The following is a 13,084-nucleotide window of genomic DNA, read 5'->3' on the forward strand; positions in this document are numbered from 1 at the left end:
CATGCCGGGAATGTATGCGATGCGGCCGAGCCGCGTGCTGCGCAAGCTGCGTGCCGGACAGGTCGCGCTGTGCACGAAACTGAATTTGTCCGATGCAAGGGCGGCGGAGATCGCCGCCATGTCCGGCTTCGATTGCATCTGGACGGATATGGAACATGTAGGCAACGACTGGTCGGCGATCGAGAAGCAAATCATGGCCGGCAAAATGCACGACGTCGACACGCTGGTACGTGTCGCGCGCGGCAGCTACAGCAACTCGATTAGGCCGCTGGAGATGGATGCAGCAGGCATTATGGTGCCGCACATCATGAGCTTGGACGACGCGCGCACGGTCGTAAAGAGCACCAAGTTCCATCCGCTCGGAATGCGGCCCGTCGACGGCGGCAACGCGGACGGCGCTTACTGCAATATCGATTTGGCCGATTATTTACTTCAGGCCAACGAGCAGCGCTTCAACGTGCTGCAGATCGAGGATGTCGAGCCGCTTGAACAGCTGGAAGACATTATTGCGCTTCCGGGTCTGGATATGATCTTTTTCGGTCCGGGCGACTTCTCGCAGTCGATCGGCGCGCCGGGACAGATGGACCATCCCCTCATTGACGAGACGAGAAGGCGCATCGCCGCACTTGCCGCGAAACACGGCAAATTCGCCGGCACCGTCGGCGGCGTCGGCAATTTTGCCGAGCTGGTGGAGATGGGCTACCGCTTCATCAGCATCGGAGCCGATGTCATCGCGCTCGGCCAGTATTACAGGGACATTCTGGGTGAAGTGTTGAAGCTCGGCGGTACCCGGATCGGCAGCATATACGGCGCCGGCAAGGAGGAGAAGGCATGAGGGGCAACGTCATGGACTTTTTCTCGCTGCAAGGCCAGGTGGCGGTCGTGACCGGCGGGGCCGGCATGTACGGGCGGCAAATTGCGATCGCACTGGCGCAGGCCGGGGCCAAAACCTACATGACGACCCGAGACGGAGGGCGGCTGGATGAGCTGGAGCAAAGCTTCGCCCAAGACGGCGTGGAGGTAACCGCCTTAATCTTGGATCTGGAGCGGGAGGACTCGATTGCGGCTTTGCGCGACCGGGTGCTCTCCGATAACGGCGGCCGTGTAGACGTGCTTGTAAACAATGCGGTAGCGCGAACGATGGGGAGCTGGGACGACCCGCTCGACGCTTTTGCGAAAAGCATGCAGATCAATGCGACAGGGCTGTTCTCGGTCACCCGTGCTTTCGGCGACGTCATGGCCGAGCGGGGCGGCGGCTCGATCATCAATATCGGCTCGATTCAAGGCGTGGTCGGGCCGGACCCAACCCTGTACAAAGATATGGGCTTCCACGGGCTCGTTCCGGACTACTTCTTCCATAAAGGCGGCATGATTAACTTCACCCGTTTCGTAGCCAGCTATTACGGCGACCGCGGCGTGCGGTGCAACTGCATCAGTCCGGGAGGGCTGGCTTCGCAGCGGACGCCGCCGAAGTTTATCGAACGGTACAGCGAGCGGACGCTGCTCGGGCGAATGGCGAACGAGACCGATCTGATGGGCAGCATCGTGTTTCTCGCCTCGCACGCTTCCGCATACGTGACGGGTGCCAATCTCATGGTCGACGGCGGCTATACGGCAAAATAGGAGGAACCGGACATGTCCATCTTTTCGCTCAGCGGCAAAACGGTATTGATCACGGGCGGCAACGGTTATTTGGGCACCGCTGTCGTGCGGGGGCTTGCGGAGCATGGCGCAACGGTAGCCGTAGCCGATCTGGACGTTCGGGATCACGGTCATGAGCGCGTGCACGCTATCGCTTGCGACGTTTCCGACTCGGCTTCCATCCGCCGCGCTTTCCGTCAAGCGAGCGGGCTTGGCGGGCGCATAGACGTACTGATCAACTGCGCGACATACGGCGCGGCTACGGGCCGGAGGGGACCGTCGAGCGCATGTCCGACGAGGATTGGTTCAAAGGCGTGGACGGTGCGCTAGGTACGACGTTCCGCTGCACGCGCGAGGTTATTCCTTATATGGAAGCTGCAGGAGGCGGCAGCATCGTCAACTTCGCCTCCATGTACGGCATCGTTTCCCCGGATCCGGCGATTTACGGCGACAGCGGAGCCAACAACCCGGCCAACTACGGCGCCGGCAAGGCCGGCGTGCTGCAGTTCACCCGTTATTGTGCGGCTCATCTGGCAAGCAAACGGATTCGGGTCAACAGCATCACTCCGGGCCCTTTCCCGAATCCTGCCGTGCAGCAGAACGAACCGTTCTTGCGCGAGCTGTGCCGCAAAACGATGGCCGGCCGCGTCGGCCGCGCCGAGGACATTGTCGGGCCGGTGCTGCTTCTGGCCTCCGATGCGTCGGCCTATATGACCGGTTCGAACATTGTCGTCGACGGCGGCTGGACCGCTTGGTAACCTCGAAGGAACAACCTCGGGTTGGACTAACCGGATCGGAATAGGAGCGGAACGCACATGCGAATCATCGAAAAGAACGGACTGCGCCTCTCGCAATTGACGCTAGGCACCGTGCAGCTCGGCATGCCGTACGGCATCGCCAACAATAGCGGCATGCCGTCGGAGGAACAGAGCTTCGCCATTCTGGACGAAGCTTGGAACGGCGGCGTCGTTTCGTACGATACGGCTGCCGCCTACGGCCGGTCCGAGGAGATACTGGGCAGGTATTTTGCCGGCAAGAAGCCGACTCTCATTACCAAGCTGCACATCCGAATCGCTTCCGGAGCCGGAGCCGCCGAGGTGAAGAAGCTGATGTACGGGATGGTGGAAACATCGTTGAGCCGTCTTAACATCCCCTCCATCCCGCTGCTGATGCTGCATAACACGGATGTTCTTGGCTCTTGCGGCGACGCGGTGGCGGACGGCTTTCGGAGCCTGAAGCGAGATGCTTGATCGGCTGCGCAGGCATCTCGGTCGGCGCCAACACGGCAGAGGAGTACCGGACGATCGGCGAGCGGCTGTTTGACGATACTTACGAAGCCGTGCAGCTGCCCATGAACGTGTGCGATCACCGGCCGCTCCAAAATGGTGTAATGAAGCGGTTGAGAGACGCTGGCAAGACGGTGTTCGTGCGCAGCTTGTTTTTGCAGGGCTTGGTGCACCTTGCGCCTGAGCAGCTTCCCGCGCACCTGGAGGAAGCGGCGGCTCCGTTGTCGGCGCTGCACGGACTTTCCGAGCGGTACGGCATCTCCGTCGGTTCGATAGCCGTGGCTTTCATTCGCGATTTGCAGGGGGTCGACAGCCTTGTTGTAGGTGCGGAGACGCCGCAGCAGGTGCGCGGCAATATTCGCCTGCTGGAAGAGGCGCCGCCGTTGCCGGAGCGGCTGACGCAGGAAATCGTGCGGCTCTTCGCGGATATGCCGGAGCGGGTTATTACGCCGCATCTCTGGCCGCAAAACAAATCATAAGCGGCGGGCGACCCGCCGGAGGAAGGGACGCGGCAATGCTCTGCAACTTTTTGAACGGCTGGCGCCGTCATGAGGGGCCCTTCGGATCCGCGATATGCAAGGCTCCGGCGGGGCTGCGCAAGCTGGTGGCCAATATCGGCGGCGGGCTGCCGGAGGGAAAGGCCGCTACGGAATAGTGAGGTGAAGCGATGCTGACGGTATGTACGGAGTGCGGCAAAGAGCACCGCGATTCGGGTATTTATGAATGCCCGGCGTGCGGATGCATCGTGCTGCCGCGCTATGAAAGTCTGCAAGGTCCTCTGGCCGATCCGGGGGCAAGCGGCATATGGAAATACAGCCGGCTGCTGCCGCCGGTTGCCGCTGAGCACCGGATCTATCTAGGCGAAGGCTCGACGCCTCTCATCCCGAGTGTGCGGCTCGGCAAGCGGCTCGGCATAGGCGCGCTTTATTTCAAATATGAAGGCGGGAATCCGACCGGCTCTTACAAGGACCGCATTGCCGCCATGTGCTTGTCGTGGGCTCTCGCCCGCGGCCGCAAAGCCTGCATCGGCACGTCCTCCGGCAATGCGGGCGCGGCGACGGCGGCTTATGCGGCGAGAGCCGGCATCCCGTACCATCTGTTCGTGCTGGAGCATATGGCCGAAGCCAAGCTGGCCCAGGTGCTCGTGCACCGCGCCGCTGTGCGTAAAATCCGGGGCTTCGGCACGGAACCCGAGATCGGCGACGAGGTGTTCTCCCGCGTCTTCAAGGCGGCCGCCAAGCACGGCTGGGAAGTGACAGTTACCGCATACCGCTACAACCCGTACGCGATGGAGGGCGTGAAGACGATGTCCTTCGAAATTTTCGAGCAGCTTGGCGGGGAGGCCCCGACCCGGGTGTTCGCACCGGCCGGCGGCGGCGGCCTGTACTGCGGGCTATGGAAAGGCTTCGCCGAGCTGCACGCTTTCGGACTTTCCTCGGCCGTGCCGGACATGATCGCGGTGCAGCCGGACGCTGCGCCAACATCGTACGCGCTTACGAGGCCGGTTCGGCCGATCCGGCGCCCGGTCCGTCAACCTCCCTCATATCCGGCCTGCAGGTGCCGAATCCGCCTGACGGCCGGCTCGCGCTGCGGATCATGGCCCGCGGCGAAGGCGGCGCTCTTGCCGTATCGGATGCGGATATTTGGGAAGCGCAGCGGCAGCTTGCCGAGGAGGAAGGCATTTTTTGCGAGCCGGCCGGGGCTGCAGCGCTGGCCGGACTGATCCGGCACTGCCGCGCGTCCGCCGATCTCAAGGAAGAACGGATTGTATGCATCGTGAGCGGCTCCGGCTTCAAGGACGGCAGGCGGCTGGCGGAGATGACGGGCGGCGTGCAGGTTCCGCTTCTGCACGTGGACGAAATGGAGCTGTAACCGAACGTACTCCTTCATGAACAAAGCCTATGAACGGAAAGGAGTGACTTCTGTGGCCGGAATCCGTCTTGGGATCATAGGGCTTGGCCGCTTTGCCGAGCTGCATGCCCGCATTTATATGGGACTACCCCAGGTACAGGTCACGGCGCTCTGCGATAACAATCCGGAGCGGCTGGCGCGCTTCAAGGAATGGTTTCCGCAGGCGCGCTGCTACAACGATTGGTCGGAGATGCTGCAGTCGCAAAATTTCGACGCCGTCGACGTGCTGACGCCCGAGCATCTGCACGTCGAGCCGGTACGTGCCGCGCTGCGGGCAGGAGCCCACGTCTTCGTGGAAAAACCGCTCGCGCATACGCCTCAAGCGGCGGCCGAACTGGTGCGGGAAGCGGAGGCGTGCGGCCGGCTTCTGATGGCCGGACACGTGCTGCGCTTCGATCCGCGCTACGCGGCAGTCAAGCGGCGGCTGGCGGTGGGCACGGACGGCTTGGTCCGCTCGATTTACGCGAGGCGCAACAACGGGAAGGCTTACTTTCACCTATACAATCGCATCTCGCCGATATTCATTCTGGGCATTCACGACATCGATCTGATGCATTGGTATTTGGAGGACGACGTGCGCGAGGTGCACGCGGTGCAAACGTTCCCCGCCGGTTCGGCCGCGCCCGATCAGATCTGGGCGATGCTCCGCTTTGCGAAGGGCGCTGTCGGCATCGTCGAATGCAATTGGCTGCTGCCGGGGGGAGCCCCTTCGTTCCAGGACGTAAGAATGGAAATTACGGCTGAGGAAGGCAGCATTCAGGTACTTAATCCGGAGGTCGGCGTCATGTTCACCGGAGCGGTAAAGCCGGACATTCCGGCATTCGTGGACGGCTATGAGCTGCACGGTCACATAGGCGGTTCCTTGGCCGCAGAGCTGGCCCATTTTGCCGAATGCGCCGCCTCCGGCAAGCGCTCCGATATTTTACGGGCGGAGGATGCTCTTCGGGCGGTACGCGTTGCCTGGGCGATCGACCGTTCCGCAAAGCTGGGAAGGCCGGTGGAGCTTGCTTCCATATCCGCCTTGGAGGATGAGGCGCCGTGAGGCTGGCGGACGATGTGTGCGTCATCGGCGGCGGCAGATTGGGCTACGGCCTAAGCAGCGATTATGACTGCAACGTTTTTGCCGTGGATGACGGGGATAGCGTCGTGCTTATCGATGCCGGGTCCGGTCTCGGCGAGCAGGCGATCCTGAAATGGCTGCGTCAAGACGGCATCGCCGGGCGGGTCGCCGCCCTGGTGCTGACGCACGCGCATGCCGACCATGCCGGCGGCGCTTGCGGCTTGCGGGAGCGGCTCGGGATTCCGGTGCTTGCTTCCGCGGCGACGGCGGACATCGTCGAAAGCGGTGACGAAGAGCGTCTCGGTTTGCGGCAGGCGAGAAAAGACGGAGTCTATCCCGAATCATACCGCTTCAAGCCCTGCCGGGTAGACCGGGTGCTGGCCGCCGGCGATACGATCCGCCACGGCTCGCACCGGCTGCAGGTTGTGCCGGCGCCGGGCCACAGCAGCGATATGATTGCCCTGTACGATGCCGGCTCAGGCACCCTTTTCGGCGGCGATGCGATTTTTGCCGGGGGCAGGCTGGCCGTATTGAACACGGAAGATTTCAGTATGCATGATTACCGCGATACGATCGTGCGTCTGGCGGCGTTAAAGGTCAGGCGATTGTTCGCCGGCCATCTGGAAGCGGTGCTGCAGGGAGCCCAAGCCTGTTTGCTGGACGCCAGAGACCGTTTCGAGCGCGGCGAAGCGCCGCTTAGCATTGTTTAGCGCGAACAAAAGAAGGGCGGGTTGCGCGATGACGAAGGAGCAGACGGTTCGTTTGCCGATCGGATGTTACGAATGGGATAAAAACGCCCGCGCCAACAAAAGAAGCTTGCTCCTTGCGGTGGACGACGACGGCAAGATGGAAAGGGAACCCGTAGCTCTGCCTGTGCTGGAGCTGGCGGGCGAACGGGAAGGGCCGGCGCTGCTCATTTTGGCCGGCGTGCACGGCGACGAGTACGAAGGGATCGAGACGATTTTGCGGCTGTTCGCCGACCTGCAGCCGGAGCATGTGTCCGGCAATCTGCTGATGATCCCGTGTGCAAATCCGTACGCCTATCGCGGCGGAACGCGTTCGAGCCAGAGGACGGGGTCAATCTCGCGCGCGCGTTTCCCGGCAGACAGGACGGCAGCGTGACGGAGCGGATTGCCTACGAGCTGCATCACCGCTTCCTGGCCAACGCGGACTTTTTGCTGGATCTGCATAGCGGCGGCACCCACTATGCCGTCTCGACGCTTGTCGGCTATTACGACGACCCCGGAGCGAATACGGCCGGGCGTGCCGGGCGGCCGCGGAGCGTTCGGCGCGGAGCTGCTGTGGGCGCATGCGACGGTTAACCCGGGACGAAGCGTGGCGTCGGCGCAGGAGTTGGGAGTGCCATGGCTTTATACGGAAGCGTACGGAGGGCGTCGCATTCGGCAGGAGGACCGCGAGTTGTTTTACAAAGGAACGCTGCGGCTGCTTCGCCATCTCGGCATGCTCGCCAACCCCGAACGGTGGAGTCTGGATCTGGGCTCGTCGGTTCGGCGCACCATATACGGTGACGGCAATTTCGACCGCTCCTCGGAAGCGGATGCCGACGGTTTCTTCGTCCCCCAAGCTGCGCTCGGAGCGGAAGTAAGGCGCGGCGACTCGATCGGGACGATTTACAGTCTCGATGGCGCTGAGCAGCAGCGCATTTGCGCCGAAGCGGACGGCTATCTGGTCATGCTGCTCGGCACCCCCGTCGTGCGCAAGGGCGATCCCATTTATTTGCTCGCATCGCTTCGGCAATGATTATCACGAGGGCGCCGCCGGGGAGCGTGTCCTGCCGGAAGCAATGCTGATTCACGTTGGTGTCATAAGACAATCCATCAATAGGAGGAGTCTAACCGAAATGAATGTCGAAGCGAGCAAGTTTCGAGGAATTATCGTCGCCACGAATTCGTGCTACGACGCTGACGGCGAGGTAAGTCCGGCGGCATTGAAGCGGCTCGTTCGCTTCCTGATCGGCAAAGGTGTGCGCGGCATCTATCTCGGAGGGAGCACAGGCGAAGGGCTGCTGCAGAGCGTTGAAGAGCGCAAGCGAATGTTGGAGGCTGCTATCGAGGAATGCAAGGGCGAGATCGCGGTCATCGCCCACATCGGGGCAATCAATACGCGGGACAGCATTGAGCTGGCGAAGCATGCCGAACAGGCCGGCGCCGATGCGATATCGGCGGTGCCTCCGTTCTATTACGGGCACAGCCAGCAAGCGGTGAAGAAGCACTGGACGGCTATCATGGACAGCGCCCGGCTGCCGTTCATCATCTACCATATCCCGTCGACAACCGGATTCCGGCTGTCGGCCAGCCTGCTGCGCGAGATAATCGAGAATCCGCAGGTGATCGGCGTCAAAGCTTCGTCGGGCAATACGTACGAGCTGGAGCGTTTTAAGGAAATCGGCGGTCCCGATTTTTTAGTATTCAACGGTTCCGACGAGCAGTATTTGGCAGGGCGCGTCATGGGGGCCGACGCCGGCATTGGCGGCACCTACGGAGCGATGCCGGAGCTGTTCGTGCGCCTGGAACGTCTGTACGCCGCCGGTCGGCTGGGCGAGGCGCAAAAGCTGCAGACGGAGATTAACGGCATCATCTCTGACATGCTAAGCATACCGATTCATTTCGGCGTCATTGAAGGAGCCTTCCTTCGCTTGCGCGGCCTCGATTGCGGTTCCGTTCGTCCGCCGATGGAAGAAGTATCGGACGGCATGCGTTCGCAAGTCGCAGAAATTCATGACAAAATTATGCGTCTTGTCGCCGAGAACGAGCGGACCGGCGGTACAACGGCGGAATAATTGCCGTTCGCTTCCGATATAAGCTCAGAGGTGCGCAATGGTCCTCCGACCGGCCAAAGCATATCGCAGAGAACGCGCTGCAGCATATCCGTACTTCGAAAGATACGCTGTAAAAGCTTGGCATTTGCAAAAAACGTCTTGCTGCGCCAGGCCTCTTGCTGTCCCTTACAATTGGTGCTATATTCGGGAGTGAAACCACGGTTTTAGTTGTTTCGCTTTCAGAATGTGTTTGAAATGGGAGGCAAAGAATGAGCAAGGAAACGGATGATAAACAGGAAAGGTACACGATTCAATCGATCGACAAGGCATTGGATTTGATTGAGCTTCTCGCCGAGCGCGGTTCGCTCAGCTTAATCGAGCTGACGGAGCTGCTTAATCAGCCGAAATCCTCGACATATCGCATCGTGCTCACACTGGAGAACCGGGGATTCATCAGCCGGAGCGACGAGGATGGAAAGTATTGTCTCGGTTACAAGCAATTGATCATTACGAGAAATTTGCTGGAGCGCAACAATTTTCGCACGGCCGCCCTGCCGGAAATGAAAAGGCTGTCGACTTTGTACGGAGACACAGTCAATCTGGGCGTTCTTGTGGACGGGCAAATTTTGTATGTGGAAATCATCGAGAGCACGCACGCATTGCGCATGACCGACACCGTAGGTTCCAGGGCCCCCTTCCATGCGACGGCGATGGGCAAGTCGATAGCCGCGCATTTGACGGATCAGGTCGTGCGCGAGCTTGTGAAGCAGTACGGCATGCCGGCACTGACGAAGAATACGATCACCACCTACGAGAAGCTTACGGAAGAGCTTAATAAAATACGCCGCAACGGCTATGCGCTGGACGATCAGGAAATCGTCGAGGGCGCACGCTGCATTGCGGCTCCGGTTTTCGGCATGTTCGGCAACGTGTACGGAGCGATCAGCGTGTCCGGACCGATGCACCGCTACACCCCCGAGAAAATTCCGGAGCTCGCCCGCCAGGTCATGGCCGCTGCCGCCGCAGTGTCTCTGAAGATGGGCCATGGGGAGACCGGTGTTTCCTCCGATCAAGTGCTGTAAAGACTGTAGAGAAAAAAACCAAGTAACTGGATCCGCTGGTTGCTTGGTTTTTTTTCAACGGAATTCCTCTGGCTGCTCCGCCTATTTTGGATAATTGAGGATTTACAAAAATAGGTGGTATGTTGTCAAGAAACGAAACTTATGTATCACACAATAAAACACTTTATTCGTTTCGTTTGCAACATAAATTGAGCTGGATGGGACACATATCAACCTTCTCATCGGTGGAAAAGCACTGTTCAAATACGATTATAATTTAAATTTTCATTTAATTCGGAAAATAAGTGTTGCAATCGCCGATATGGTCATGTAAAAATAATATTAAAACCATGGTTTCAAAATTACACGTTACATAAACGCAAAGATTTGAAATCACGTAAAAACGTTACATGCAATGTAAGCGCTATTATATGTCTTCCTCTGTCTGTCTGCGGAGATCGGTTGTGACGGCCCCGGCCCAAACCGGGAGCTTAAAAATAAAATTTTAAACGGGGAGGCAAGACATGAAAAAAGCTTTAGTAATGATGCTAACGGTTGTATTAATGGCTGGCGTGTTGATTTCGTGCACCAAGTCGAACGGCGGGAGCACGGGAACTTCGGGCGGCAGCCAAGCGTCCGGCACCGCGGATACTAAGCCGGCTGAGCCCAAGACGTCTTCGGCGGCTGTTCCGGCACCGATGGGCGAAAAGATTTTGCTCGAGGGTTACGGTCCCGACGAGAAGTTTGGCGCTGCATGGGCGGATTACGGCGGCTTTTTTAAGACACAGGTGTTCCGTCGTCTGCTGATGCTTGACGAGAAAATGGGGCCCGTCTACAAAGATCTTGCCTCGGATTATTCCGTTTCCGCCGACGGCCTTACCTACACTTTTACGCTTCGCGACGACGTCAAGTGGCACGACGGGGTGAAATTTACGGCGGACGATGTCAAATGGAGCTCGGCATGGCGCTCAAATCGGCCCAAATCAACGCCACTTTCTCCGGCGCTTTTTCCAAGATCGAAGGCGCTGCCGAATGGAAGGAAGGCAAAGCGAAGGATTTGAAGGGCGTTACGGTTGACGGCAACAAAGTAACAATCAAATTGACTGAGCCCGTCGGCATTTTCCTCCTCGTCATGGCCCAGTGGCCGCCGTATCCGAAGCATTTGCTGGAAAATGAAGACCCTGCCAAGCTGCATCTGGCCAAGTTTTGGGAAAAGCCGATCGGCAACGGGCCGTATATGGTTACGGAAGTGAAGCCGAACAATTATGCGATTCTGGAAGCATTCAAAGATTTTTACGGTCCGAAGCCCAAGATCGATAAAATCAAACTGCAGACTATGACTGAAGACAAGATCGTGACCAACGCGCAAGCGAACCAGCTTGACTATTATCCGGTCATGAGCTTGGACCAGGTCAACGAAGCGCTGAAAAACCCGGCCTATCGGGCCTATCCGGTCGATATCCTCTACATTCGCTATCTGCAAGCCAATATTACGGGGCCTGACGGCAGCGGGAACAAAAAGATCGGCGATCTTAGAGTCCGCCAGGCGCTGGAATACGCGATCGACCGCAAGGCGATTGCCGACAAGCTGTTCAAAGGCCAGGCATCGCTGATCGACACCAAAATTCCGAAGGCGCTTCCCGAATTCAACAAAAACGCCAAGACATACGACTATAATCCGGACAAAGCGAAACAAATGCTGAAGGAAGCCAATTTCGATTTCAATCAAACGATCAAGCTGCAGTATTATTACACGGATCAGCAGACGGTCGACCTCATCGATACGATCAAATATTACTGGGAGCAAGTCGGCGTGAAGGTAGAGACGTCGCTCATGAAGGGCAATCTTCTGGAGCTCATCTACAATAAGCGGGACTACGACTTCCTGTACGCCGGATTGTCGGGAATGTCGATGGAAGAGGTGTACGGTTTGTTCCATACGGATAGTCCGCTCGGCATGAACGTATTCGGAGGCGCCAAGGATAAATGGGATCCGTTGATCGACGAGCTGAGAAAGACGTCCGATCAGCAGAAGCGCATCGAAATCGTCGGCAAGCTTCAAGACATGGAGGCAAACTTCCTGTGGCACATGCCGCTGTTTTCCATGAAGCAGTACATCATCGTCAACGAAGCCAGACTGAAAACGGCCGGTATTTACGGCAACGAGTGGACCAACTACGACCGCAAGGTGCAGGATTGGGAGCTTAAAGTGAAATAATTGCAGACGTGAGCAAAACGGTGTAAGGCGCCGCTTCGCGCCGGCCGCCTTGCACCGTTTCATCGTGAAAAAAGCCGGCGGTTCATCCGCGGTTCAACATACACGACTGCATAAGAACAAAAAGCACTAGGAGTGGGTTCATTTGTTGAAATACTTTACATTCCGCTTTTTGTCCATCATCCCGATGCTTTTTGTCGTGACAATTATCATCTTTATCGGTCTGCAGCTTACTCCGGGGGATCCGCTCACCTATTTGATCCCGCCGGAACTGCTGGCATCGGCAAATTTCGATTTGGCAAGCTATAAGAAGGCGATGGGGCTGGATGCACCGCTGTATGTGCAATTTTTTCGCTGGTTTTCCGGCATGCTTCAAGGCAAGCTGGGCTACAGTCTAGTTGACGGCACCAGTATAGCGACCATGCTCGGCCACCGGCTTCCGGCCACGCTGGAGCTGGCTGCGGCCGCTTTGATCATCTCGTCCGTGCTCGGCATTGTGCTCGGTCTCATCTCTTCCGTGCGGCAAAATTCGGCGGCCGATTACGGTAACACGGTGATCGGCATCATCGGCATCTCCATCCCGGAATTTTTCCTCGGCATTATCGCCATCCAGATTTTTTCCATCAAGCTGGGGTGGCTCCCGGTAGGCGGACGGCTTGACTACGGAGAGAGCGGATTTCTTAGTTTGCTGAAGCACGTAGCCATGCCTGCGCTAGTGCTTGGCTTTTCGCTGACGGCTGCGCTCATGCGCTATACGCGCGGAACGATGCTGGATGTACTCGGCAAGGATTATGTCAAGACAGCCCGCAGCAAAGGGCTTCCGGAATGGAAGGTGATCGTCAAGCACGCTTTCCGCAATGCGTTAATGCCGGTCATTCTGCTTCTTTGCTTCCGCTTGCCGATGCTGATCGGCGGAACGGTCATCATCGAAAGCGTATTTGGCTGGCCAGGTATGGGCGGGATGCTCTTAAACGCCGTATCGGCGAAAGATTACCCCGTCGTTATGATTGCGACGATGCTTACCGCCTTCATGGTGCTGCTCGCCAGCTTTCTTGTCGACTTGCTTACGGCTCTGCTCGACCCCAGGGTACGTTTCGATTGACGCCAATTACAGCAAAGGAGGAAATCGAT

At 58.4% G+C, this 13,084-nt stretch carries 16 protein-coding genes and 1 pseudogene; all 17 read left to right on the plus strand.

Translation table 11 applies throughout. The annotated features are described in order from the left end of the window. Position 1 precedes the first annotated feature (1 nt). Positions 2–835 (plus strand): HpcH/HpaI aldolase family protein, encoded by an 834-nt coding sequence (locus SD70_RS13870; RefSeq protein ID WP_156158019.1) that lies wholly within the window; start codon positions 2–4, stop codon positions 833–835. Continuing rightward, entirely contained in the window at positions 832–1,623 is a 792-nt protein-coding gene (locus SD70_RS13875) for an SDR family oxidoreductase (RefSeq protein ID WP_052487415.1), read from the plus strand. The genes SD70_RS13870 and SD70_RS13875 overlap by 4 nt, the downstream gene beginning before the upstream one ends. A 12-nt stretch (positions 1,624–1,635) precedes the next feature. Beyond that, a complete protein-coding gene (locus SD70_RS39240) occupies positions 1,636–1,971 on the plus strand; it encodes an SDR family NAD(P)-dependent oxidoreductase (RefSeq protein WP_269432469.1) in 336 nt (111 codons plus the stop codon). After that, positions 1,929–2,399: an SDR family oxidoreductase gene (locus SD70_RS39245; RefSeq protein ID WP_269432470.1), complete on the plus strand. Its 471-nt coding sequence runs from the start codon at positions 1,929–1,931 to the stop codon at positions 2,397–2,399. Before SD70_RS39240 ends, SD70_RS39245 begins: the two co-directional genes overlap by 43 nt. 57 nt (positions 2,400–2,456) lie before the next feature. Beyond that, on the plus strand, positions 2,457–2,891 hold the full coding sequence (locus tag SD70_RS39250; RefSeq protein WP_052487416.1) for an aldo/keto reductase: 435 nt from the start codon (positions 2,457–2,459) through the stop codon (positions 2,889–2,891). Next, positions 2,840–3,406, plus strand: coding sequence for an aldo/keto reductase (locus SD70_RS13890; protein WP_156158020.1), 567 nt, complete (start codon positions 2,840–2,842; stop codon positions 3,404–3,406). Before SD70_RS39250 ends, SD70_RS13890 begins: the two co-directional genes overlap by 52 nt. A 188-nt stretch (positions 3,407–3,594) precedes the next feature. After that, positions 3,595–4,652 (plus strand): annotated as a pseudogene (locus SD70_RS13895) (threonine synthase); the annotation flags it as partial. A 199-nt stretch (positions 4,653–4,851) separates the two neighbouring features. Beyond that, positions 4,852–5,880: a Gfo/Idh/MocA family protein gene (locus SD70_RS13900; protein WP_041048137.1), complete on the plus strand. Its 1,029-nt coding sequence runs from the start codon at positions 4,852–4,854 to the stop codon at positions 5,878–5,880. Further along, entirely contained in the window at positions 5,877–6,608 is a 732-nt protein-coding gene (locus SD70_RS33305) for an MBL fold metallo-hydrolase (RefSeq protein ID WP_052487418.1), read from the plus strand. Before SD70_RS13900 ends, SD70_RS33305 begins: the two co-directional genes overlap by 4 nt. Before the next feature lie 28 nt (positions 6,609–6,636). Continuing rightward, positions 6,637–7,020, plus strand: a complete 384-nt coding sequence (locus SD70_RS13910) for a succinylglutamate desuccinylase/aspartoacylase family protein (protein WP_041048138.1) — start codon at positions 6,637–6,639, stop codon at positions 7,018–7,020. Beyond that, positions 6,921–7,220 carry a succinylglutamate desuccinylase/aspartoacylase domain-containing protein gene (locus tag SD70_RS40365; RefSeq protein WP_082053345.1) on the plus strand — a complete coding sequence of 100 codons (300 nt, stop codon included), beginning with the start codon at positions 6,921–6,923 and terminating at the stop codon, positions 7,218–7,220. Before SD70_RS13910 ends, SD70_RS40365 begins: the two co-directional genes overlap by 100 nt. After that, positions 7,105–7,659 carry a succinylglutamate desuccinylase/aspartoacylase family protein gene (locus SD70_RS13920; protein WP_082053346.1) on the plus strand — a complete coding sequence of 185 codons (555 nt, stop codon included), beginning with the start codon at positions 7,105–7,107 and terminating at the stop codon, positions 7,657–7,659. Before SD70_RS40365 ends, SD70_RS13920 begins: the two co-directional genes overlap by 116 nt. A 100-nt stretch (positions 7,660–7,759) precedes the next feature. Further along, positions 7,760–8,698, plus strand: a complete 939-nt coding sequence (locus tag SD70_RS13925) for a dihydrodipicolinate synthase family protein (RefSeq protein WP_041048141.1) — start codon at positions 7,760–7,762, stop codon at positions 8,696–8,698. Between the two features lie 248 nt (positions 8,699–8,946). After that, positions 8,947–9,759, plus strand: coding sequence for an IclR family transcriptional regulator (locus SD70_RS13930; protein ID WP_041048142.1), 813 nt, complete (start codon positions 8,947–8,949; stop codon positions 9,757–9,759). Positions 9,760–10,262: 503 nt separating this feature from the next. Further along, on the plus strand, positions 10,263–10,799 hold the full coding sequence (locus tag SD70_RS13935; protein WP_041048143.1) for an ABC transporter substrate-binding protein: 537 nt from the start codon (positions 10,263–10,265) through the stop codon (positions 10,797–10,799). Beyond that, a complete protein-coding gene (locus SD70_RS13940) occupies positions 10,688–11,956 on the plus strand; it encodes an ABC transporter substrate-binding protein (RefSeq protein ID WP_041048144.1) in 1,269 nt (422 codons plus the stop codon). The genes SD70_RS13935 and SD70_RS13940 overlap by 112 nt, the downstream gene beginning before the upstream one ends. A gap of 142 nt (positions 11,957–12,098) precedes the next feature. Further along, positions 12,099–13,055, plus strand: coding sequence for an ABC transporter permease (locus SD70_RS13945; RefSeq protein WP_041048145.1), 957 nt, complete (start codon positions 12,099–12,101; stop codon positions 13,053–13,055). Positions 13,056–13,084: the final 29 nt, after the last annotated feature.

It is taken from the genome of Gordoniibacillus kamchatkensis (genome assembly GCF_000829455.1).
Classification (GTDB): Bacteria; Bacillota; Bacilli; order Paenibacillales; family NBRC-103111; genus Gordoniibacillus; species Gordoniibacillus kamchatkensis.

What these genes read in the sequence shown, in the direction of transcription:
- SD70_RS13870 (WP_156158019.1), top strand. Translation starts at nt 2, where the DNA reads ATGCCGGGAATGTATGCGATGCGGCCGAGCCGCGTGCTGCGCAAGCTG.
- SD70_RS13875 (WP_052487415.1), top strand. Translation starts at nt 832, where the DNA reads ATGAGGGGCAACGTCATGGACTTTTTCTCGCTGCAAGGCCAGGTGGCG.
- SD70_RS39240 (WP_269432469.1), top strand. Translation starts at nt 1,636, where the DNA reads ATGTCCATCTTTTCGCTCAGCGGCAAAACGGTATTGATCACGGGCGGC.
- SD70_RS39245 (WP_269432470.1), top strand. Translation starts at nt 1,929, where the DNA reads ATGTCCGACGAGGATTGGTTCAAAGGCGTGGACGGTGCGCTAGGTACG.
- SD70_RS39250 (WP_052487416.1), top strand. Translation starts at nt 2,457, where the DNA reads ATGCGAATCATCGAAAAGAACGGACTGCGCCTCTCGCAATTGACGCTA.
- SD70_RS13910 (WP_041048138.1), top strand. Translation starts at nt 6,637, where the DNA reads ATGACGAAGGAGCAGACGGTTCGTTTGCCGATCGGATGTTACGAATGG.
- SD70_RS13920 (WP_082053346.1), top strand. Translation starts at nt 7,105, where the DNA reads ATGCCGTCTCGACGCTTGTCGGCTATTACGACGACCCCGGAGCGAATA.
- SD70_RS13925 (WP_041048141.1), top strand. Translation starts at nt 7,760, where the DNA reads ATGAATGTCGAAGCGAGCAAGTTTCGAGGAATTATCGTCGCCACGAAT.
- SD70_RS13930 (WP_041048142.1), top strand. Translation starts at nt 8,947, where the DNA reads ATGAGCAAGGAAACGGATGATAAACAGGAAAGGTACACGATTCAATCG.
- SD70_RS13935 (WP_041048143.1), top strand. Translation starts at nt 10,263, where the DNA reads ATGAAAAAAGCTTTAGTAATGATGCTAACGGTTGTATTAATGGCTGGC.
- SD70_RS13940 (WP_041048144.1), top strand. Translation starts at nt 10,688, where the DNA reads ATGGAGCTCGGCATGGCGCTCAAATCGGCCCAAATCAACGCCACTTTC.